The following is a 22845-nucleotide window of genomic DNA, read 5'->3' on the forward strand; positions in this document are numbered from 1 at the left end:
TGCTTCTCCCGATGAAAAATCGGGATCGCAATGACGAGTAGGTTTTCTTAACCTAATTACATTATCAAAAAATGGATACATTAGAGCGCTTTTAACTGAAAAATATGATTACTTTTTCTCAAGCTACACTTTCAGAACTTTCTATACATAGAATAGGCAATAAACTACAAGACGAATTTTATGTACTTTCAGATCAATCTATGCATTTGGAAGATGAAATGTTAAAGCAGTTATTGCTACAATATTTTTTATCGCCTTACGAAAAAGTAAATGAAATTTATCGCTTCATGCATCCAAATAATGATTTAAACTTAAATACAGTTTATCATTTTGCTGCAGAAATTTTTGCTGATGGAGGTGTTTTTCACGATAACTCAAAAAAACTAGCAACATATTTATTTGAAATTTCTAATCACCCAAAAATAAAATCGGGAGAATTATATGTTGCCTATTTCGAAAATGTACAAATAGAAGGCGATTTGCATGACGCCATCGGAATTTTTAAATCGGAAACTAAAGAAAGTTACTTAACTGTTTATCCTGAGCAAGGCGGATTTGGTTTAAAATACGAACAAGAAGCCATTAATATCAATAAATTAGATAAAGGATGTTTAATTTTTAATACCGATGCAGCCGAAGGGTATAAAATTGCTGTAATTGATCAAACCAATCGCAGTGCAGAAGCTGTTTACTGGAAGGATGAGTTTTTGAAACTGAAAGTTAGAAACGATAATTACAGTCAGACACAAAATGTTTTAGGTGTTTACAAAGCTTTTGTTACTGAAAAGTTGGATGAAGATTTTGAAATCTCTAGAACAGATAAAATTGATTTGCTGAACAAATCGATGAAATATTTTAAGGAGAAAGAGACCTTTGATATGGATGAATTTGCCAATGAGGTAATTGCTAACAAAGAAGGAATTGAATCATTTAAAAGCTATAAGAAAAACTACGAAGAAGAATTTGATAGTCCGATTGCTGATAACTTTGATATATCTGACGCCGCAGTTAAAAAACAGGCTAAAGCGTATAAAAACATCCTGAAATTAGATAAGAACTTCCACATCTATATCCATGGAAATAAAGATTTAATTGAAAAAGGTTTTGATGATGATAGATCGATGAATTTTTATAAAGTTTACTTTAGAGACGAGCAATAAATCTACTTTGACAAATTTCTTATCTTTCTGCCTGTAATTTGTCAAAGTTAGTTGTTTTAAAACTTGACAAACCAACTGCATGTTGCTGAAAGGTTTGTCAAAGTATGCATTGACTTTTGTTAATTAAACCTGATAGCAGCGGGCATGAAGCGAAGTTTACGTAGCGTAATAAAGCGTATAGCAGGGCTTTCAGATCCGATAGAAAACTGGACTTGCTTTTCTCATATTTTCCTTATAACCTGAGATTAATATTATCATTTTAAAACACCCCCGGTCTGCGACCACCCTCCGACGTGTCGGAGGGAATTGCAACCTACATTCCCCTCCTTTGGAGGGGTGCCTGAAAGGCGGGGTGGTTTAAACTGCTTATATGAAGCCAATTACAGATTAATGATCGAAGGTTTATAAACTTTTACAAATCAATTTCATGTTGTCGAGGAGGTTTGTCAAAGTGGAAAATCTTTAATAATTGGTTTAACTTGTAATTTAATTTTTAAACCATTAGTTTTAAGGATTATGAACCAACCAAACCAACAAAACAGCATCTTTAAAGTTATCGGAGCATCCTCTTTAGGCACCCTCATTGAATGGTACGATTTTTACATTTTCGGAAGTTTAGCAACCATTATTGGTGCTCAACTTTTTCCAGCCGATGCTGGAGCTTCGGCATTAATTAACACCTTAGCTATTTTTGCTGCTGGTTTTATCGTTCGTCCGTTTGGCGCACTAGTTTTTGGTAGGCTGGGCGATTTAATTGGCAGAAAGTATACTTTTTTATTAACGCTTGTTTTAATGGGTGGATCAACCTTTTTAATCGGCTTAATTCCATCTTATTCTAGCATTGGATACGCTGCACCAATATTAGTTTTAATATTACGTTTGGTGCAAGGTTTGGCTTTAGGTGGCGAGTATGGCGGTGCAGCAACTTACGTGGCAGAACATGCGCCAAAGGGCAAAAGAGGGTTTTTTACCAGTTGGATACAAACCACAGCTACATTAGGATTATTCCTTTCGTTAGGAATTATCGTTTTGGCTAAAAATATTATCGGTGCCGAAGCATTTGCAGATTGGGGCTGGAGAATTCCTTTTTTACTATCTATTGTATTGGTTGGTGTATCTATTTACATTCGTTTAAAGATGCACGAATCGCCTATGTTTACCAAGTTAAAAACAGAAGGTAACATTTCAAAAAATCCGTTAAAAGAAAGTTTTAACAAAAAAGGTAATTTTAAAATGGTACTGATTGCTTTGTTTGGGGCAACAATGGGACAAGGCGTAATTTGGTATACTGGTCAGTTTTATGCCCAATCGTTTATAGAAAATACCTGTAAAATAGATTTTAACGATTCTAGGTATATTTTACTTTGGGGTATTGCTTTTGCCACACCGTTTTTTGTAATATTTGGTGCGTGGAGCGATAAAGTTGGTAGAAAATGGATCATGCTAACTGGTATGTTATTGGGGATTATTTTTTATAGACCAATCTATCAAACATTTTTAGACAAGAGTGATGTTACCACATGGACAGATAAGAATATTTTAAAAGAAGAAGCGCCAGTTGTAACTCGTTTTGCAATTAACGATGTGGATAGCATAGTTTCATCGAGTGTTAAGGTAAGTTTTGCAAACGGATCTTCGTACAATAAAGTTAATATCGATACTGTTTACGCCAACCCTACAAAAATGATTGGCCATGCACAGGTTATTAAAGATAAAGTGTTGCCAACATCTACCTTTTGGGTATATGTGGGTTTAGTGTTTTTTCAAATTTTATTGGTAACGATGGTTTACGGGCCAATTGCGGCATTTTTGGTAGAGCTTTTTCCAACTAAAATTAGATACACATCTATGTCGCTACCTTACCATGTAGGTAACGGCGTGTTTGGCGGCTTGGTGCCTTTTGTTGCCACGCTAATTGCCAGTTTTGCAGGTTCTACTCCTCTTTCTGGCTTATGGTATCCTATCGGGATAGCGGCTTTGAGTTTCATCATCGGAGCGGTTTATTTATCAAACAAGGCCGATGAAAATGTTAACGATTAAAAACTTTGTCAACTTTAATAAGCAGCTTAATAGAAAGTTGACAAAGATTAACCCTCAATTTAAAAAGATATGAACGAATTAAAAAAATACTTAGGAATAGTTTGGATCGCGTTAGGTCCGTTGGCCATGGTTTTTATGGCATGGCAAGCTTGGGATAAAATTAGCATTGCCAAACCCGGCATTGATACCACAAATACAGCATTGCAATGGGGAATTATCTTATTGATTTTTATCCCAATTGCAATAGGTTTGGTAATTTTTGGTAAATATGCCTTGGCAGGAGAATATGATAAACTACCCGAAAGTTCTGAAGAGATTTAAAGGTCTTCGACTACGCTCAGACTGACAATATATTACAGAATATACTCATCATTAATTGGTTTAACAGGTTCTGGAATATCAGTTTCATTCATCATCTGCAACAAATTAATTTCTATGGTTCTTGAGATGCTGTTTAATGGTAATCCGCTAGCGTTAATGTAAAACGGATTAACCAAACGCATTCCGTTAATTTGAGTAGACACGAAAACAAAACCTATTAACCAACCCATAAAAATGCTAAAAACACCCATATCCTGACTAATTACCAAGGTAAAAGTTACTACAAATAGCCAAATGAAAACTTTGGTTAAATAGCTGTAAGTAGTAGGAAAAATGGTGTTTTTAATTCTTTCGCAAGCACCCATGCTATCAGTTAATTTGACCAACATTTCATTAATTTCCATAAACTTAAAGCCATCAATTTTATTTTCTTTATACAGTTTTTGTAATTCCATTGCCTGAATATTTAAAATGGCATTGTGTACATTGTTATGGCTTTCTACTTCGTTTTTATCGTGTTCGGTTAAATATTTGGTGTAAATTTCATCCACTGTATCTCTAAGTGCTGCTTTTAAAGCATATACAAAAGAAATATGTCTGGCAACCATACGTTTAGCTGCTTCTTCATCATCAACATAGTTGATTAAATTTCTGGCTAAACTTCTTGAATCGTTTACAATTGCTCCCCAAATTTTTCGAGCTTCCCACCACCTATCGTAAGCTTGGTTGTTGTTAAAACCAATGAAAAAAGCAATTGCCGTACCCAAAACTGTTGGGATTATGGCAGAAATTTCGAAATGATAGGCGATTAAATATTCTCTGATGAAATAAGCAACTGTACATGAAATAATCATGATCACATCTACTTTCCAGGTATCTAATAAAACTCTACTTAATCTAATATTTTGAACAATTAACATGGATGATTTTTTATCTATTTATATAACTCTAACTAATAAACCTTTAAGGTACTCGCCTTCGGGAAATGATATACGAACAGGGTGGTCTTCTGGTTGTGAAAATTGTTTGATAATTTGAACTTCTTTTCCTGCATCTAAGGCAGCCCAAGCAATAATTTGTTTAAAAGTATCAATATCTACCGCTCCAGAACAAGAAAAAGTAGCCAATAAACCACCCTTTTCCAGTAACATTAAACCACGTCGGTTTAAATCCTTATAAGCACGGGCTGCTCTATCTAATGCCGAACGCGAAGGTGCATATTTGGGTGGATCGAGCACAATTACATCAAATTTTTTGTCTTCTTCACTAAACTGACGGAGCTGTTTATTTACATCACTTTGTATAGCGATGTGCTTGCTTTCGTCAAAGTTATTTAGGTTGATGTTTTGTTTTAAAGTTTCTATAGCCAATGCCGAACTATCTACGCTAGTAACAGATGAAGCGCCATTTTTAAAGGCATTTAAGCTAAATCCTCCACTGTAGCTAAAACAATCTAATACATTTTTACCTTCGGTATATTCAGCTAAAAATTTACGGTTATCACGTTGGTCGCAATAAAAACCAGATTTTTGTCCTTCTGCAATATTAATGTGGTAGGTAATTCCATTTTCTTTAACAGCTATAAATGCTGGCGGATTTTCGCCCCAAAGCAAACCGTTTTCTGCGGTAATTCCTTCGTGCGTACGGGCGGTTGCATCGCTCCTATCAAAAATCCCCTTTGGATTTAAAGCTTTTACCAAAAGATTGATGATGGTTTCTTTCGCTTTTTCTATTCCGCTACTTAAAATTTGTACCGATAAAAAATCATCATATTTATCTACAATTAAACCAGGTAAAAAATCAGCCTCGCTAAAAATTAATCGGTAAGTATTGGTTTCATTATCTTTAGCCAAATGAGCTCTGGAGCTTATGGCTTGATTAATTTTTTCTTCGTACCAAGTTTCGTTAATCGTTTGGTTTTCATCCCAACTTAATAAGCGAACTGCAACACGAGATTGGTCGTTGTAATATCCGTAAGCTAAAAAATCGTTGCTTGCGCTGTAAACTTTAACAACTTCACCATTTTCAGGAGATCCTTTAATTTTTTCTAATGCGCCAGAAAACACCCAAGGATGACGTTGCAAAACCGCTTTTTCTTTTCCTTTTTTTAACTTGATTTCAACCATGTTGCAAAGGTAATAAAAGAAAGGCTGATGGTTGTAAGGTTGAAGGTAAAAGGTTAACATACATAAATTAGAAACAAAAATATTACTTTTGGTGATTATAATCACTAAAAAATATTACTTTTGGTGATTATGATTACAAGGGTTTTAGAAAACAAATTAAAAGAAAAGCTATTTAAGGGCAAGACTATTATATTAATTGGCCCAAGACAAGTAGGTAAGACAACGCTATTACAAAAAGTGTTAGATGCCAAACATTTTCTTTTTTTAGATGGCGATGATCCTCTAGTTCGTAGCAAATTAACAGATCCTAACGTCAAGGAAATTGAGGCTATTATTGGAAACTCAAAAATACTATTTATTGATGAAGCGCAGCGTATTGATAATATTGGATTAACCGCAAAGATAATTCATGATAGGTTTAAGGAAGTTCAGTTAATAATGAGTGGTTCATCGGCATTTGAGCTTAGAAATAAAACGAGCGAGTCTTTAACTGGGCGCAAATGGGAATATCATTTATATCCTATATCATACGAGGAGTTAGAAAAATCTTCTGATTATATAAGTGCTAGTAGAGATTTGGAACAACGTTTAATTTATGGTTTTTATCCAGATGTAATTAATAACCCAGGCCAAGAAAGAGATATTTTAAACGAAATCAGTGAAAGCTATTTATTTAGAGATATTTTGGCATACGGTAATATTAAAAAACCCGATGTGTTGGAGAAAATACTAAGAGCATTGGCTTTCCAAGTAGGAAATGAAGTAAGCTACAACGAAATTGCACAATTAATTGGTGTAGATAAAAATACTGTTGCTAGCTATATTTACCTCCTAACATTGTCTTATGTTATTTATCCAATCACATCATTTAGCCGAAATTTACGTAATGAAATAAAGACTAATCAGAAAATATATTTTTATGATAATGGAATAAGAAATGCTTTGATACAGAACTTTAATCCGTTGGAATTACGTAATGATGTGGGTGCTTTGTGGGAGAATTTTTTGATTACAGAAAGGATCAAAAGAAACGAGTATCACCGAATATATGCAAACAATTATTTCTGGCGCACTAAACAACAACAAGAAATTGATTATGTAGAAGAAATGAACGGAAAAATCTATGGTTTCGAATTTAAATGGAATCCTAAAGCTAAATTTAAAATTCCATCAAGTTTTGTTAATAGCTACCAAGCTGAAGTAAAAATTATTACTAGAGAGAATTTTAGAGAATTTGTTGGTCTTTGGTAGATTACTTGTTAATCGTAACATAATTCCTATTTTTACGGAATGGAAGAGATTACATGGCATGATTTCGAGAAAATAGAATTAAGAGCTGGTACAATATTCGAAGTTTTTGATTTTCCAGAAGCTAAAAAGCCCGCCTACAAAGTAAAAGTTGATTTTGGTGAATTCGGAATTAAAATGAGCAGCGCTCAAATCACCAAACATTATACAAAAGAAGAACTAATCGGCAAGCAAATTGTTGGTGTAATTAACTTCGCTAAAAAACAAATTGGCAAGTTTATGAGCGAGTTTTTGGTTACAGGTTTTGCTGATGAAAATGGCGATATTGTGCTATCAACAATTGATAAAAAAGTGCCAAATGGGACTAAGTTGATATAATTTTTTGTTTTTAATGTCTGTCTGAGCGTAGTCGGAGACTTAAAAAATAATCTCCACTCCTTCGACTACGCTCAGGATGACACGAACTTTATCTAAAATCAAAAATGTCTTTCTATAACTTCGAAGAGCAAAAAGATACTACACAAGAAGATGAACATTTTATGCGTTTGGCTTTAAATGAGGCTAAAAAAGCGTATGATGCTCAAGAAATCCCGATAGGTGCAATTGTGGTTTGCCAAGGCAAGATTATTGGCCGAGGATACAATTTAACCGAGCAATTAAATGATGTAACTGCGCATGCAGAAATGCAGGCTTTTACCGCAGCCGCACAAACTATTGGTGGTAAATATTTAAAAGATTGTACGCTGTATGTAACTATAGAACCTTGTATAATGTGTGCCGGTGCCAGTTATTGGACGCAAATTAGCCGAATAGTTTATGGCGCTAGTGAGGAGAAAAGGGGATTTACAAAGATCAATCAAAACCTTTTGCATCCTAAAACGTTGTTAAAAGGAGGAGTTTTAAGTGCCGAATGCGGTGCGTTAATGACTACTTTCTTTCTAAATAAACGCAAATAAAGTTGACAAAGAATTGAATAAAACTTAACCTTTCTCTGTTATATTTGTACATTAACATTTTATAAAAACTTAAATAAATAATTATGGCTTTTGAATTACCTGCGTTAGCATACGCAACAGACGCATTAGAACCACATATCGATAAAACTACGATGGAAATTCACCATGGAAAACACCATCAAGCTTATGTTACCAACTTAAATAAAGCGCTAGAAGGCAAGCCAGAAGCAAATTCTAGCATCGAAGATATTGTAAAAAATATTTCAAAATATCCAGCTGCTGTTCGTAACAATGGCGGTGGTCATTTTAATCACTCTTTATTTTGGACGGTTTTAGGACCAAATAAAGGTGGCGAGCCAACAGGAGATTTAGCGAAAGCCATTAATGAAACATTTGGTTCATTTGCTGAATTAAAAACTAAATTACAAGATGCTGGAGCAACTCGTTTTGGTTCTGGTTGGGCTTGGTTATCTGTTGGTGAGGATAAAAAATTAGTAGTATCATCTACTCCAAATCAAGATAACCCATTAATGGATGTTGCTGAAGTAAAAGGCACACCAATTTTTGGTATTGATGTTTGGGAACATGCTTACTATTTAAAGTATCAAAATAAACGCCCTGATTATTTAGCAGCAATTTGGAACGTTGTAAACTGGGATGCAGTAGCAGAACGCTATAAAAAAGCATTATAGTTTTTTAAAGCAAAATATTTTAAGGCTTATAGGTATTTATCTATAAGCCTTATTTTTTGTGATATATTTCATAAATTTGAATTGTTAACACACAAAAATTAACTTGTGGACGTTTTTTTTTATTAAAAGGAGATAGAATGAAGAGATTGATTTTGATGGTTTTGATGGTAATGGGTTTAGGTTTTGTGAGTAATGCTCAAAAAATTCCAACTTCAGAAGAGATTGCGAAAAAAAATGTTGATGAAATGGAAAAGCGCTTGAAACTTACGCCAACGCAAAAAAGTGTAATTTACAATTATGCTTTTGATATGGCTAAAGAGCAATTGGATTTGTATAAAAAACAGCAGGCAGGAACTTACAGAAATGAAGATGAGACAAGGATTTTTAGGCTCATGAACGAGATGAATAAAAACATCAAAAATGTACTAAAGCCAGATCAAATTGATGAATTTAACAAACTTACTGAAGAGCGATTGAGCGGTGTTGATCCAAAAAAGAAGAAAAAGAAAAAAAAGGGAGAAGAAGAAGAGAAGATAGTAGGTATTGAAGGTTTAAGAGGAGCCACTAACAATTAATTAAATGAGTTTGGTAGCATTAGATTTTTTGCTTACCATTTTTCACCTGTTCATTATCGGTTTTAATCTTTTAGGGTGGGTTTTCAAACCAACCAAAAAACTCCATTTTTATTTCGCCATGCTTACCCTATTTTGTTGGGTTGTACTGGGTATTTGGTATGGGATAGGCTATTGCCCAATTACAGATTGGCAATGGAACATTAAAGCCCAATTAGGCGAACAAGATTTACCAGCATCCTTTATTAAATACTGTACAGATAGATTTATAGGCCTAAATATTAATGCGGATTTAATTGATGCTTTAACTCTATTATTTTTCTTGATGGCAATCATTGCATCTATTAAAGTTAACTTTTACAAAACAAAGCTTAAACCCCAATAACATCCTTCTTTTTACGCTGTTTCATGTTTTTGGGTATGATGGCTAATATTTCTTCCCTCAAAGCATTTAGCATTCTTTTTTTAATAAAGTTTTTATGCGTAACTAAACTAATTTCTCTTACAGGTTCTGGCGATTTAAAGTAACGAACTTTACTTAGCTGTTTAGCTGATAAATCTGTTAAGGCTAGTTCAGGCAGTAATGTTGCCCCATCATTTACATCAACCATTCTAATTAATGTTTCTACGCTGCCTGTGTTATAAGTTAATGATTGTAAGCGATTGTTCTTTGTAGATCTGCAAATATTAAGCACCTGCGTTCGCATACAATGTCCTTCATTCAATAACCAAATATTTTCATCCTCTAAATCATTTGCATCAATAGTTTTTTTCTTGTAGAGTTTACTGTTTTTACTGATATAGCTAACAAAGTTTTCATAATAAACTGGTGTTTCACTAATATGCTGATCGACTAGAGGAGTAGCTAAAATGCCACAATCAATCACTCCTGTTTTTAAATGATGAACAATGTCTTCTGTAGTATACTCCCAAATTAGCAGTTTTAGTTCTGGATATTTTTCAAGCATAGCCGAAATCACCTTTGGTAATAAATAAGGTGCTATAGTTGGTATAATACCAATTCGTAATTCGCCAATAACATCTTGCTGCTGACTGCTAATAATTTCTTTGATTTTTTTATTCTCTTGCAATACAATCCTTGCCTGGGCAATCACCTGCATTCCAATTTCTGTCGGAATAATCGGTTGTTTACTCCTATCAAAAATTTTAACGTTTAAAAATTCTTCTAATTTTTGCACTTGCATACTTAGCGTAGGCTGTGTAACAAAGCACTTTTCTGCCGCACTTACAAAACTTCTGTAGGTGTCTACAGCAACAATATATTCTAACTGAACTAAAGTCATATAGTTTAAGTTGATAATGATTTACAAAGTTATCGATTTTAACGATTGAAACTATATTAATTTTTGATATGCAAAAGCTACAAAAGAGCCAATTTAGATGTTTAAACACATTTTTAAAAAATTGAAATAAATGTTTCCTTGGATTTTGACTAAAAAAAATGTTTAACTTTAAAAAATAATTAACTTACGTTGAGGTTAAAGAATGAAAGCGCTTAGATTTTTGTTAAATACAATTTTAGTTTTATCAGTAAGTATTGGTTGTATAAACGCTCAAACCAACTTTGATGAAACTATTGATCAAAAAATGGATGCTTTTGTCAATGAAAAACTACTGTTTCCACAATATTTTAATATTATTCTGCCTAGTAATAACTTACAGAGTGTATCTACCCCATCTGGCTGGGGCGGAGGGAATAATGCCTATGCATATTTGGTAGTTGGCGGTATCTTCCCAGCTTTATATGCAGATCCAGAAAAAGCGGATTTAATTAGCACAGCAGGCGTTAGTGTTGGCAATCCGGTAAAATTTGTAAATGTATCTGCCAGTGTTAACATTACGAGGGTTAGCGAATTAAGAGATTTTTCGGCAAACCTATTGCTAAGCAGGCAGTTGCCTCATGGCGGCAGTATTTCTGTTGGTGGCTTGCAACTATTTGCGAGTAAATCTGTTTCAGATGCTCCAGACCCAACTTTTTATGTTGCATATAGCCATGCCGTACAATCTGTTAGATCTGAGGTAGATGGTTTTTCTGCTTTGGGCTATACCATAGGTTTTGGTACGGGTAGATTTTTACACAAGAGCCCAGATGATGTTCGAAACGGAAAGGGAAGATATGGGACTGGTGTTTTTGCAAGCGTATCTTACGAAGTAATTAGTCGCTTAAATTTAAATGCAGAATGGTCTGGTTTAAACTTAGGTTTTTCTATGGGTGTTCGTCCAGTAAAACAATCTGCTGTAACAATGGGTTTTGGAGTACATAATTTAACAAGGTACTCTGGAGATAGAGTTACATTTTTGGCACTAGTAGGTATTCCAGTATTTTTAAAGAAAAGTAAACCAGTTTTTAATTAATAAAACATGAAAAAAATATTATTTGTATTATTTGTACTGCTAGGCATGGTACAATTTACATTTGCTCAAAGGGGCTTAAATGGCAATTCCGACTGGAAAGTACCAGTTCCAGTTATCAGTCCGCAGATGAACCCAAGCTTAAGCATAAACCAAATTGCGGTACCAAATATACCTGCGTTACCTGCTGTAAGTTACTCCTTTAGTCCATCAGCTACTGCATTAAATTTAGTACCACCAGTTCCTAACACACCTCTTGTACCAGCAGTGCCAAAATCTGCAATTGCTAATGCCTCGGCAGGCGAGCTTAAAACAAAATTTCCTAGCCAAAAATTACTTCCTCCATTACCGCCCATTCCTGTTTCGCCAACTATTAAAATGCCCGTTAATTAAACAAACCTATGCTTTATAAAAAACTAATCCTTGCATGTGTTATTCAATTGTTAACATTACCTACAATTGTTACTGCACAAACATATAATAGGGTTTTTGAATACAAAAAAGGTGATGTTTTTCAATCAGAAGTTATCACAACTTCTAATTCTATGATTAAAAGAGGTAAACAGATCTTAAATGTTAGCTCAACAAATAACATCATTAAAAGCCATACTATTAAAGAAGCCGATAATCAAGGTTACAAATTGGCAATAAAAATAGACAAAATGAATGCATCAATTGATGCAAATAAAGTTCGTACTTCATTCAATTCAGAAAAAATAACTGATACCTCTTCTAACATTTTGAAGGGGTTATATTTTGTGGTTAATAAGCCTATTGAGGTAACAATTAATAAAAATGGTGTAATACAAAATTATCAAGAGTACAAATTAGAAATGGCAAGCGATACATTGATATCTTTTGCAGGAATACAACCAGAAATATTTAAAAAATCATCTCTCCTCAATTTCTTTGCAGACTTTACGTACTATAAAAACCTAAAAAAAGGATATTCATGGTCTGATAGTTTGACTGTTGGCGACGAGAAAACTAACACAAGATTTTTAATTGATTATGTTGATGAAAAGGTTACCATTATGAACTTTTTTAAAACTAATACTACAAGTATGCTAAATACAAATTCAAACGGAACTTATGTAATTGATAACACAACAGGTTTAATTATAGAAAAGTATGTTTATGTAATTGCGGTAGGTTTTCAGCTATCTGCGGGCAAAACAATGTATGCGGTTTCTCGTACCACAAGCATTGTAGAGAAAACTAAAAAAATAACTAATTGAGCCTAAGTTTACTTAAACATCCCTTTCAACTTGGCTAGTTTCTCTTGCAAATCACCATCAGCTTCCTTTCTACCCCCATCCCCTAAAGGGGCGTTACTTTGCTTAGGTTTAAAATTTTTTGCTCCAATATGTTTTTGTTGGCCTGGCTTTGCTGCTTCAACTTTCTGACTTTCGGTCTTCCCAACTTTCGCACTTTCTTCAGTTTTCATCGATAACGAAATCCTTTTTCTCGCCACATCAATATCAACAACGGTAACTTGTACAACCTGACTAACCTTTACTACGTCATTTGGGTTTGCTATAAAACGATTGGCTAACTGACTAGTATGTACTAAACCATCTTGATGAACGCCAATATCTACAAAAGCGCCGAAATTGGTAATGTTGGTTACAATGCCAGATAATTTCATCCCTTTACGTAAATCATCCATCGAATTTACGCCATCTGCAAAACTGAAGGCTTCAAATTGTTCACGTGGATCGCGACCTGGCTTTGCCAACTCTTTTACAATATCTGTTAAAGTTGGCAAACCTACTTCGGCACTTACATAAAGTTGTAAATTAATTTGCTTTTGCAGGCTAACATCTTTCATTAAATCATCAACTGTACAAGCTAAATCTTTCGCCATTTGGTTTACCAAGGCATAACGTTCAGGGTGTACTCCACTTCTATCTAAAACTTGTTTCGCATCGCGGATACGTAAAAAGCCAGCAGCTTGCTCAAAGGCCTTATCTCCCAATCGGGATACTTTTTTTAAGCTTTCTCTATTTTTAAACGCTCCATTTAAATTGCGATAATTGACAATATTTTGTGCCAAAGTATCGCCTAAGCCAGAAACGTAGGCTAAAACTTGTTTCGATGCCGTGTTAAGTTCTACACCTACAGCATTTACGCAACTGATTACTGTATCATCTAAACTTTTTTGCAATTTATTTTGATCAACATCGTGTTGATATTGCCCAACTCCAATAGATTTAGGATCAATTTTTACCAATTCTGCCAAAGGATCCATCAATCGGCGACCAATAGAAACCGCTCCACGAACTGTAATATCTTGTGTTGGAAATTCTTCTCTAGCCAAAGGCGAAGCTGAATAGATTGATGCGCCACTTTCATTTACCATTACTACCAAAACCTCAGGGATTTTTAAGCCACGAACAAAAGTTTCCGTTTCTCTACCTGCTGTTCCGTTACCAATGGCGATAGCTTCAATGTTGTATTTCTCACAAAGCTGTTTCAGTTGCCATTCTGCATCTTTTAAGTTTCCTTGTCCGGTATGTGGATATATTGTGGTGTTTACCAATAATTGTCCTTGTTGATCTAAACAAACAACTTTACAACCTGTTCTAAAACCTGGATCTATTGCCAAAACATTTTTTTGACCCAATGGTGCGGCCAATAACAACTGACGAGCATTTGCAGCAAAAACCTTGATCGCTTCCTCATCCGCTTTTTGTTTAATAGCAGCCCTTAACTCAGTTTCCATCGCAGGGCGAAGTAATCTTTTGTAGCCATCGGCTATGGCAAATTGAACTTGATCTGCTGCAGCATTTCTTGCGGTAATGAATTGGTTTTCTAATAACTCAACCGCAGCTTCATCTGGCGGAAGCACATTGAGTTTCAAAAAACCTTCTTGCTCGCCCCTCAACATAGCTAAAACTCGATGCGATGGTGCTGATTTTGCACTTTCTTCCCACTCAAAATAGTCTTTGTATTTAATTCCTGCTTCTTCTTTGCCTTTTACCAGAACAGTTTTATAAGTTGCCTTTTGCATAAAATGATGGCGCATTTTGGTTCTGACTTCAGCATTTTCGCTCACCATCTCTGCAATAATATCTCTAGCCCCAGCCAAAGCTTCATCTTGGTTAGCAACTCCTTTTTTATCGTTAATGTAAGCCGCAGCCTCTTGTTCTGGATCTATTTTACTTTGTGCAAAAATGCGTAAAGCCAAGGGCTCTAAGCCTTTATCTTTTGCTACCGATGCACGAGTTTTACGTTTTGGTTTGTAGGGAAGATAAATATCTTCTAAAGCTGTAAGCGTTTTTGCCTCGTTAACTTGCTTTGCTAATGCTGGCGTTAATTTCTCTAATTCTGTTAACGATTTTAAGATGGCTTCTCGGCGTTTATCTAACTCTCGCAATTGTTGTGCTAAGTCTCTAATGGTGGCAACTTGTACTTCATCTAAACTGCCTGTTGCTTCTTTACGGTAACGAGAAATAAATGGCACGGTTGCACCTTCATCTAATAATGCTAATGTTGCACTAACTTGTTTAATGGAGATATTTAACTCGCTTGCTATGCTTTGGAAGTGTGTATTCATGTTTGGTTTTAGAGAGGGCTAATTTAGGGAGATGATTACATAGATTAAAATGATTACACAGATTATTTAACCACATAGAAACATAGCGCACATAGTTTTAACGATTGCAGTGAAAAGGATGATAGTTGCACAACTTTCTGTTGTATAAACCCGATTGCACGGAAATACTTTTTTGTTATTCCATTTATTCATTCGATGATTTACCGAATTACTCACAAAAAAGATTGGAGTAAAAGCCTGCCTGCCGGCAGGCAGGCGGGACTTTCAAATGCTATGAAATACAGGCTTTGCTTTTCTAATAATGATACTTGGAAAAGTCTTCGACTACGCTCAGACTGACATGAATTTAATTATTTTGATAATTTGCTGACCTTAAAAATAGCATGCATTAAAACATTTTCTATTATTTTCGACTTATTATAAAAAAATAAAAATCATGTTCGATAAATTAATGGCTGCCCAACAACAGGCAGAAGAAATTAAAAAACGTTTAGATACTGTTTCTGTATTTGGTGAGGTTGAAGGTGGCGCAATTAAAGTTACCGCTACTGCCAATAAAGCAATTACTGCTATAGAAATTAAGGAAGATTTTTTTGCTGGCGCTGACAGAGAAGAATTAGAAGAATTGTTATTAACTGCAGTAAATAAAGCTTTAGCACAAGCAGACCAAGTAAGTGCTACAGAAATGCAAGCGGCTACACAAAGTATGCTTGGCGGTTTAGGCGGCATGTTTGGCAAATAAAAGGCGGGAAGGTAGAGGGTTGGAAGGCTTGCAGATGTCTTAATAAGATAGCTTAAATCTCATATTCCCTAATATCCTATCGCAATCTCAATATTTAAATCTCATAAAAATGAAATATACTTATTACGGTCAGTCTAGTTTCTTGTTAGAAACCGAAGATAACAAGTTTTTATTCGATCCTTTTATAACACAAAATCCTTTAGCAGCTGATATTGACATTACTAAAATTGAAGCCGACTATATTTTTGTTAGTCATGGCCATGGCGACCACATTGGCGATTTAGTTACTTTGGCTAAACAAACTAATGCTAGAGTTATCGCTATGCCAGAGGTTTGTGCATGGCTTTCTAAACAAGGTTTGGAAAAATTTCATGAAATGAACTACGGCAAATACACTTTTGATTTTGGTGTAGTTCGCATGGTTTGGGCAACACACTCTGCAGGTTTACCTGATGGCAGTTACGGCGGTAACCCAGCTGGTTTTGTGATAGAAACAGGCGGCAAGCAAATTTATTTTGCTGGCGATACTGGCTTAACTATTGAAATGAAACTATTAGCTGATTTGCACAAATTAGATTATGCTATTTTGCCAATTGGCGGTAATTACACCATGGATGTTGATGATGCAATTGTAGCGAGTGATTTTTTTAATTGCAACAAGGTAATTGGTGTGCACTACAATACTTTCCCGGTAATTGCAATTGAAAGCGATAATGCTTTTAGTAAATTTAAAGCAGCAGGTAAGGAGTTATTTTTACCAGCTATAGGCGAAACGATAACGTTATAAAAAAAACCTCGAGAGTTATTCTCGAGGTTTTTTTGTTTTAATTTTAGTTTTTCTTAACTCCTGCTTTGTTTACTTTGTATCGCATATCGGCAGTGCCATCTTTTTTCTTCGGACCAGCTACGATTACTTTTTTAGTTTTGTTTTCAGCATAACGCATATCTGGCGTACCATCTGCTTTTAGTTTTACTGCATTGGCTGATGTTTTTGTAGTTACCACTTTACCAGCGTTTGTAGCTGCATTTTTTGTAGCCACTACTTTTGTTTGAACAGTTTTAACTTCTTTTTTTGCAACTGTTGAGCTTGCTTTTGTTGTATTTACGGCTTTTACTGCTTGTTTTGGTGCAGGAACTGTTACAGTTGCTTGAGCAAATGCAGTGCCTGCTCCTAATACTACAATGGCAATTAGATTTAATAGTTTTTTCATGATTTTATTTTTTGATCTGTTTAAATTCTTTCTTTCTATTTGAAGAACAACATGAAGTTAGTTAAACTTAATGTCAAAAAAAATTTATTTGTTGAAGTTAAACCTTAACGAAAATAATGTAACTAAATGATTAATTAATTGATGTTTATGACAATTATTCAATTATTGGAACAATACTTTTGTCTTTAATTTCATTCCCTTCTCTATCAAAATAAATGTGCCCAATTGATTTACCCTCTTCATCAAAATTTTCTCTCAGCGCTAACTTTGCATCGCTGTAATAATACTCCCAAAGACCTAATTTTTTATCATTGCTATATTTACCAGTCAATTTTAAGTTGCCATTAAGCCAAAATTTTTGGTAATCGCCCGTGAGTTTGCCGTAATGGTAGCTTAGTTTTTCGCTTATTTTCGCTTTATCATCGTACTTTTTCCAAAGTCCATTTTTATGGCCTTTATCATAATCACCTTCTTCTTTAACAAATCCATTCTCGTAAAATGCATAAGGACCTTTTCTTACTTCTAAAGCCTTATCTTCAAAAGTAATTTTCTCTCTTAAAACCTGTTTTTTATCGAATAACTGAAGCTCCCACGATTTTCCATTTTTGATAAACTTAGTGATCCATTTAGAGCGCATTGGGTCTTTCAAAAAAGCTGGCGTTGCGTAAACTAAAGTGGTGTCTTGCACAAATTGAGCTTTAGCAAATGATGAAATTAAAATAATGATGAAGAAAAAAACTAAGTTTTTCATGTTAATGTGCGGCTAACCAATTAACTCCTTCGCCAATTTCTATTTCTATTGGTACCTCGGTTTTAATGGCAGTTTTCATTCTATTAGTAATAATAGCTTTCATTTGCTCAATTTCTGTTTTAAGCACATCAAAAACCAACTCATCGTGTACTTGCATCGTCATTTTAGATTCAAGTTTTTGATCTTTCATATCTTTATGAATGTTGATCATTGCTATTTTAATTAAATCTGCTGCTGAGCCTTGTATAGGTGCATTAATCGCATTTCGCTCTGCGTAACCTCTAACCGTCATATTCGCCGAATTGATATCTCTTAAGTACCTTCTTCTGCCCATTATGGTTTCTACATATCCATTTTCGCGAGCAAAATTCATGGTATCGCTCATGTACCTTTTGATACCAGGATATTGGGTAAAATATTGTTCAATAATCTCTGCCGCCTCTTTACGTGGAATGTTTAAATTTTGAGCTAAACCAAATGCCGATTGACCGTAAATAATACCAAAATTAACCGCTTTTGCATTTCTACGTTGATTAGAATCTACTTCCTCGATGCTAATTCCGTAAACTTTTGCTGCTGTTGCTGTGTGGATATCGATGCCTTTACTAAACGCATCAAGCATATTTTCTTCCTTGCTAATTTCGGCAATAATGCGCAATTCTATTTGCGAATAATCGGCAGATAGCAACACATGGTCTTCATCTCTGGCAATAAAAGCCTTGCGCACTTCCCTTCCTCTTTCGGTACGAATTGGGATATTTTGTAAATTGGGATTGTTAGAGCTTAATCTGCCCGTTGCGGCAACTGCCTGATTATAGCTCGTATGAACCCTGCCTGTTTTAGGGTTAACCATTAAAGGCAAGGCATCAACATAGGTTGATTTTAATTTTTGTAACTGGCGAAAATCTAAAATATCTTTAACGATATCGCTTTTTGAAGCTAGTAAATTTAACACATCTTCTCCCGTTTGGTACTGGCCAGTTTTTGTTTTTTTAGCCTTTGGGTCTAACTTTAAATGATCAAACAAAACCTCCCCTAATTGTTTCGGCGATGCCAGATTAAACTTCAGCCCTGCTTTTTCATAAACACTTTGCTCTGCTTTGGTAATTTCTACTTGTAGCTCAATAGAATAAGCATTTAACGTATCAATATCAATTCTAACACCTTCTTTTTCTATATCTGCTAGCACATAAATCAGCGGATTTTCTACTTCCTCGGCTAATTTGATGGCATTTTTTTCTATCAGCAAAGGCTCAAAAACATTAGCCAATTGCAAAGTAACATCTGCATCTTCAGCGGCATAATCAACTACGTTTTCTACTGGCACATCCCTCATTGTACCTTGGTTTTTACCTTTAGCGCCAATTAAAGTAGTAATAGAAATTGGGGTGTAACCTAAGTAGTTTTCAGACAAAACATCCATATTATGGCGTGTATCAGGGTCGATTAAATAGTGCGCTAACATGGTATCAAAAAGTTTGCCTTTAACCTGCACATCGTACCATTTAAACACCAACATATCGTACTTAATGTTTTGGCCAATTTTGGCGATGTTTTCGTTCTCTAAAACAACTCTAAACTCATCAACAATGCTTTGTGTTACTGCTCTATCTTCTGGTAACGGAATGTAATAACCTTCTCCTGGCTTTATAGCAAAAGATAAACCCACTAAATCAGCTAAGTTTGCGTCAGTTCCTGTGGTTTCGGTATCAAAAGAAATGCTTGGTTGCGTTAACAATAAGTCAATCAGTTCTTTCCTTTTCTCTGGTGTATCTATTAAAAAGTATTCGTGTGGCGTATTGCTGATGTTTTTTGCATCAATTGGTGTGTCAAATAAAGAAGGTTGCTCTGAAAAATCTTTACGTTTTACTTCAACATTGTTGCCAAATAAATCTTGTTGATTTGTTCCGCTTTTAGCATCATTTACACTAAAATCTTCTCCAAAAACACGTTTCCCGATGGTACGGAATTCAAGCTCTGCAAATAAAGGTTCTAATAATTCTCTGCTTGGTTCTTCTAAAATAAGTTTCTCTTCATCAAACTCAACCGGAACGTTTAAAATAATGGTGGCCAATTTTTTAGAGATTAATCCTTGCTCTGCAAAATTCTCTACATTTTCTTTTTGTTTTCCTTTTAATTGGTGGCTATTGGCGATGATATTCTCCATGCTGCCATACTGTTTAATCAACAATTTGGCCGTTTTTTCTCCAATACCTGGTATGCCTGGGATGTTATCTACTGCATCGCCCCAAAGGCCCAAAATATCTATAACTTGTAAAACATTTTCAATTTCCCATTTGGCTAAAACTTCTGGTACGCCTAAAATTTCCATTTCATTACCCATCCTGGCTGGTTTGTAAATGAAAATATTTTCAGATACAAGCTGGGCAAAATCTTTATCGGGTGTCATACAAAACACTTGAAACCCTTTTCGCTCTGCTTCTTTAGCCATAGTGCCGATAATATCATCGGCCTCAAAACCATCTTTGGTAATTACAGGAATTTTAAAGCCTTCAATTAGCTTAAAAACGTAAGGTAAAGCTTTAGATAAATCTTCGGGCATTGCTTCACGGTGCGCTTTATAGGCCACAAAATCTGTATGCCTTTCGGTTGGTGCTTCAGTATCAAAAACAACCGCAATATGTGTAGGTTTTTCTTTTTTTAATACTTCCATTAACGTATTGGCAAAACCCATTACTGCTGATGTATTTACACCTGCCGATGTAAAACGTGGGTTTTTACTCAATGCAAAATGCGCTCGGTATATTAGCGCCATGCCATCTAAAAGAAAAAGTTTTTTATTACTCATGTGATTACACCGATTTTAATGATTACACAGATGTAAAGCGGTGAATTGGTAAAGTTATTATTTATTTCAAATAGTAACGCTTTAAATATTTGTTGCTTTCGTTACCGCTAAATATGCAACATGCACAAATATTTTCCGTTATTTGTTAAAATGAAAGCATTAAAAATCTTTATAATATTTTTTCTTCTTGCTCCTAAGCTTTTTGCCCAAGATGCCATTTTAATTAGCGAAGGCAATTTTGTGCGTGGTGTAATAAAAGGAACTAATTTTGTTTCTGTTGCGATTACCGAAGATGATTTAACCATAAAAGAATATCAAGCTAAAGATATTCACTCTTTTGTATGGAATGGCGAAACTTACGCAAGTAAACCTATTTTGGTAAAGAAGAAAATGGAATTTAGGTTTTTTAAAGTATTAGAAACTGGAGTTGTGAACTTATATACTTACGGCGATAAAGGCCTAGTGGAAGAAGCGCCACAACCCAGACCAAAAATTAGACCCACTTTCGGCGTAGGCATGGGAACAGGTGGTTTTGGCGGTGGACTGGGCGGAGGTGTTTCTATTGGCGGTGGCGGAGGCAGAAGGAACGATCAGTCCATCAACAATGGAACAAAACAAAAAATAACCTATTTTATTGAAAAACCAGGTACTGGACCAATACAAGAAGTTAATTTAGATAATACGAATGCTGTAAAAACTATTTTGCTACAAAAACTAATTAATGATGAAGATCTAGCCGAAAGCATTAAGGCGACAGAAAGTTTTGATCCGAAAAATTTAGCCGCTTATGTTAAGGCTTACAATGCTTCGGGCAAAAAATAAGTAGCCTGAGCAGTAGTTGTCACTTAAATTAAGCATTATCTTTCTTCAATTCAGCTTACTTATACCCCTAAGCAAACTTTTAAATTTATAATTCTATCTGTCTTTTAATACTTTCTTCTAAAGAAATCAGTGTTTCGGTACGTTGGATACCTTTTACAGCTTGTATTTCTTCGTTTAACACATGGCGTAAATGATCAGTATCTCTACAAGTTATTTTGGCAAACATACTGTAAGAACCCGTGGTGTAATGCAATTCTACCACTTCCTTAATATTACCCAATTGCTCAACAGCATCTTTATACTGCGAACCTTTTTCTAAGTAAATCCCCAAAAAGGCAGTAATATCAAAACCTGCTTTTTTGGGGTCGATAATTAAATGTGAACCTCTAATAATGCCCATATCGGCCAATTTTTTCATTCTCACATGTACTGTTCCGCCAGAAATGATGAGTTCTTTAGCAATTTCTGTATATGGTTTAGTGGCATCTTGCATCAATTGAGTTAAAATTTGAATATCGAGGTTATCAATTTCTAAATTTTGAGTTTCTTTTTTAAGCATATATTTTGAAATTATTAATGATTATCAAATTTAATTACAATTTTCATAAAAATAAAATAAAATGATTAAAATATTTGCAACATATTTGATATTTGTCTTATGTTTGTATCAAGCAATTGCCAGTAGGCAGTTACCGGTTAACAGTTTACAAACAACTGAAAACTGAAAATTGACAATTGGATAAAAAAAATGTAGGGTGGTGAAATTGGCAGACACACCTCCTTGTCTCGGTGGTAGAGAATATGGGAAATCCGGCAACGGTACAACCACTCTATGAAGGTTCGACTCCTTCCCCTACAGCAATTTGTAGTTAACAGTTTAAAGTTAGCAGTTACACAACTGAAAACCGAAAACTGCCAGCTGAAAATTAAAAAATGTTGGGTGGTGAAATTGGCAGACACACCTCCTTGTCTCGGTGGTGGGGATCATGGGACAAACGCAATTTATGGGTTGACCACAAATTAATTTTGAATTGCAGCTAACTACCCCTTGAAGGTTCGACTCCTTCCCCAACAGCCAGTTTTATAAATAATAAGTTAGTTAAGGGAGTGGCCTTGGATGGGGTTACTCTTTTTTTTTAGAAAAGATTACACAGATTGAAAAGATTACGGACCAAGCGTAAAAGTTGGGGAGGAATAAAATTTAATTAATTTTGCCTGAAACACTTGACTTTTGAATTCAGCACTACTTTCCTTAATACTTCCCCAAGGGCTTAGCGACTACTTTGATTTTGATAAAGTAGAAACGGTTAATGGCTCCACTTATATTTATCTCATTGAAAAGAATATCCATCCCCAAGAATTTGTTGGTGAGAAGCTACTTTCTAAAGGTTTTTTTGAGGAGGTTTCAGTTCGTGATTTTCCATTGCGTGGAAAGCCCTGTTTTTTGAGGCTAAAGCGCCGTA

At 34.9% G+C, this 22845-nt stretch carries 24 protein-coding genes and 2 tRNA genes; 18 read left to right on the forward strand and 8 right to left on the reverse strand.

Going from position 1 to position 22845, the window contains the following annotated elements:
• Window positions 1-104 precede the first annotated feature (104 nt).
• The 3 genes from FA045_RS07700 (at window position 105) to FA045_RS07710 (ending at window position 3521) form a co-directional block, all read left to right on the forward strand.
• Window positions 105-1160 (forward strand): nucleoid-associated protein, encoded by a 1056-nt coding sequence (locus FA045_RS07700; protein WP_136876152.1) that lies wholly within the window; start codon window positions 105-107, stop codon window positions 1158-1160.
• A gap of 516 nt (window positions 1161-1676) precedes the next feature.
• A complete protein-coding gene (locus tag FA045_RS07705; RefSeq protein ID WP_136876154.1) occupies window positions 1677-3200 on the forward strand; it encodes an MFS transporter in 1524 nt (507 codons plus the stop codon).
• A 69-nt stretch (window positions 3201-3269) separates the two neighbouring features.
• A complete protein-coding gene (locus tag FA045_RS07710; RefSeq protein WP_136876156.1) occupies window positions 3270-3521 on the forward strand; it encodes a DUF6814 family protein in 252 nt (83 codons plus the stop codon).
• Between the two features lie 32 nt (window positions 3522-3553).
• Here the strand turns inward: FA045_RS07710 and FA045_RS07715 are convergent, their stop codons facing one another.
• Window positions 3554-4441, reverse strand: a complete 888-nt coding sequence (locus tag FA045_RS07715; protein ID WP_136876158.1) for a bestrophin family protein — start codon at window positions 4439-4441, stop codon at window positions 3554-3556.
• Window positions 4442-4459: 18 nt separating this feature from the next.
• Window positions 4460-5647, reverse strand: coding sequence for a class I SAM-dependent rRNA methyltransferase (locus FA045_RS07720; RefSeq protein WP_136876245.1), 1188 nt, complete (start codon window positions 5645-5647; stop codon window positions 4460-4462).
• Window positions 5648-5776: 129 nt separating this feature from the next.
• On the opposite strand from FA045_RS07720, the gene FA045_RS07725 reads away from it, so the two are divergent.
• From FA045_RS07725 to FA045_RS07750, 6 genes are all read left to right on the forward strand, one after another.
• Entirely contained in the window at window positions 5777-6898 is a 1122-nt protein-coding gene (locus FA045_RS07725; protein ID WP_136876160.1) for an ATP-binding protein, read from the forward strand.
• Window positions 6899-6937: 39 nt separating this feature from the next.
• Window positions 6938-7273, forward strand: coding sequence for a tRNA-binding protein (locus tag FA045_RS07730; protein WP_136876162.1), 336 nt, complete (start codon window positions 6938-6940; stop codon window positions 7271-7273).
• Between the two features lie 104 nt (window positions 7274-7377).
• Window positions 7378-7851, forward strand: a complete 474-nt coding sequence (locus FA045_RS07735) for a nucleoside deaminase (RefSeq protein WP_136876164.1) — start codon at window positions 7378-7380, stop codon at window positions 7849-7851.
• Between the two features lie 83 nt (window positions 7852-7934).
• The gene (locus FA045_RS07740) at window positions 7935-8543 is read left to right on the forward strand and encodes a superoxide dismutase (protein WP_136876166.1); all 609 of its coding nucleotides are present in this window, start codon (window positions 7935-7937) and stop codon (window positions 8541-8543) included.
• Between the two features lie 137 nt (window positions 8544-8680).
• A complete protein-coding gene (locus FA045_RS07745; protein WP_136876168.1) occupies window positions 8681-9118 on the forward strand; it encodes a hypothetical protein in 438 nt (145 codons plus the stop codon).
• Window positions 9119-9122: 4 nt separating this feature from the next.
• Entirely contained in the window at window positions 9123-9500 is a 378-nt protein-coding gene (locus tag FA045_RS07750) for a DUF2784 domain-containing protein (RefSeq protein ID WP_136876170.1), read from the forward strand.
• Here the strand turns inward: FA045_RS07750 and FA045_RS07755 are convergent.
• Window positions 9487-10419 carry a hydrogen peroxide-inducible genes activator gene (locus FA045_RS07755; RefSeq protein WP_136876171.1) on the reverse strand — a complete coding sequence of 311 codons (933 nt, stop codon included), beginning with the start codon at window positions 10417-10419 and terminating at the stop codon, window positions 9487-9489. The genes FA045_RS07750 and FA045_RS07755 overlap by 14 nt on opposite strands.
• A gap of 202 nt (window positions 10420-10621) precedes the next feature.
• On the opposite strand from FA045_RS07755, the gene FA045_RS07760 reads away from it, so the two are divergent.
• Genes FA045_RS07760 through FA045_RS07770 form a run of 3 tightly spaced genes read left to right on the forward strand, consistent with a single transcriptional unit; the run spans window position 10622 to window position 12726 of the window.
• Window positions 10622-11491 (forward strand): hypothetical protein, encoded by an 870-nt coding sequence (locus tag FA045_RS07760; RefSeq protein ID WP_136876173.1) that lies wholly within the window; start codon window positions 10622-10624, stop codon window positions 11489-11491.
• A 6-nt stretch (window positions 11492-11497) separates the two neighbouring features.
• Window positions 11498-11881, forward strand: a complete 384-nt coding sequence (locus FA045_RS07765; protein WP_136876175.1) for a hypothetical protein — start codon at window positions 11498-11500, stop codon at window positions 11879-11881.
• Between the two features lie 8 nt (window positions 11882-11889).
• Window positions 11890-12726 (forward strand): hypothetical protein, encoded by an 837-nt coding sequence (locus tag FA045_RS07770; RefSeq protein WP_136876177.1) that lies wholly within the window; start codon window positions 11890-11892, stop codon window positions 12724-12726.
• An 8-nt stretch (window positions 12727-12734) separates the two neighbouring features.
• Here the strand turns inward: FA045_RS07770 and FA045_RS07775 are convergent, their stop codons facing one another.
• Complete coding sequence (locus tag FA045_RS07775) at window positions 12735-15047, reverse strand: Tex family protein (RefSeq protein WP_136876179.1); 2313 nt, start codon at window positions 15045-15047, stop codon at window positions 12735-12737.
• 436 nt (window positions 15048-15483) lie between these two features.
• On the opposite strand from FA045_RS07775, the gene FA045_RS07780 reads away from it, so the two are divergent.
• Entirely contained in the window at window positions 15484-15789 is a 306-nt protein-coding gene (locus FA045_RS07780; protein ID WP_136876181.1) for a YbaB/EbfC family nucleoid-associated protein, read from the forward strand.
• 109 nt (window positions 15790-15898) lie between these two features.
• Window positions 15899-16576: a metal-dependent hydrolase gene (locus tag FA045_RS07785; protein ID WP_136876183.1), complete on the forward strand. Its 678-nt coding sequence runs from the start codon at window positions 15899-15901 to the stop codon at window positions 16574-16576.
• Window positions 16577-16619: 43 nt separating this feature from the next.
• Here FA045_RS07785 and FA045_RS07790 read toward each other — a convergent pair whose 3' ends face one another.
• From FA045_RS07790 to polA, 3 genes are all read right to left on the reverse strand, one after another.
• Window positions 16620-17000, reverse strand: a complete 381-nt coding sequence (locus FA045_RS07790) for a hypothetical protein (protein WP_136876185.1) — start codon at window positions 16998-17000, stop codon at window positions 16620-16622.
• 154 nt (window positions 17001-17154) lie between these two features.
• On the reverse strand, window positions 17155-17751 hold the full coding sequence (locus FA045_RS07795) for a toxin-antitoxin system YwqK family antitoxin (RefSeq protein WP_136876187.1): 597 nt from the start codon (window positions 17749-17751) through the stop codon (window positions 17155-17157).
• 1 nt (window position 17752) lies between these two features.
• Window positions 17753-20560, reverse strand: a complete 2808-nt coding sequence (gene polA, locus FA045_RS07800) for a DNA polymerase I (RefSeq protein WP_136876189.1) — start codon at window positions 20558-20560, stop codon at window positions 17753-17755.
• 150 nt (window positions 20561-20710) lie between these two features.
• On the opposite strand from polA, the gene FA045_RS07805 reads away from it, so the two are divergent.
• Window positions 20711-21382, forward strand: coding sequence for a hypothetical protein (locus FA045_RS07805; protein WP_136876191.1), 672 nt, complete (start codon window positions 20711-20713; stop codon window positions 21380-21382).
• A gap of 85 nt (window positions 21383-21467) precedes the next feature.
• Here the strand turns inward: FA045_RS07805 and FA045_RS07810 are convergent, their stop codons facing one another.
• Window positions 21468-21941, reverse strand: coding sequence for an Lrp/AsnC ligand binding domain-containing protein (locus FA045_RS07810; RefSeq protein ID WP_136876193.1), 474 nt, complete (start codon window positions 21939-21941; stop codon window positions 21468-21470).
• 190 nt (window positions 21942-22131) lie between these two features.
• Between FA045_RS07810 and FA045_RS18830 the strand changes: the two genes are divergently transcribed.
• The 3 genes from FA045_RS18830 to FA045_RS07815 form a co-directional block, all read left to right on the forward strand.
• Window positions 22132-22241: transfer RNA gene (locus FA045_RS18830), tRNA-Asp, on the forward strand.
• A 75-nt stretch (window positions 22242-22316) separates the two neighbouring features.
• Window positions 22317-22460, forward strand: a tRNA-Asp gene (locus tag FA045_RS18835).
• 153 nt (window positions 22461-22613) lie between these two features.
• Window positions 22614-22845, forward strand: a 232-nt coding sequence (locus FA045_RS07815; protein ID WP_449415938.1) for an ISAon1 family transposase N-terminal region protein, incomplete at its 3' end; no start/stop codon positions are given.

Origin of the sequence: Pedobacter cryotolerans (genome assembly GCF_005116475.1) — a bacterium.
GTDB classification, from domain to species: Bacteria; Bacteroidota; Bacteroidia; order Sphingobacteriales; family Sphingobacteriaceae; genus Pedobacter; species Pedobacter cryotolerans.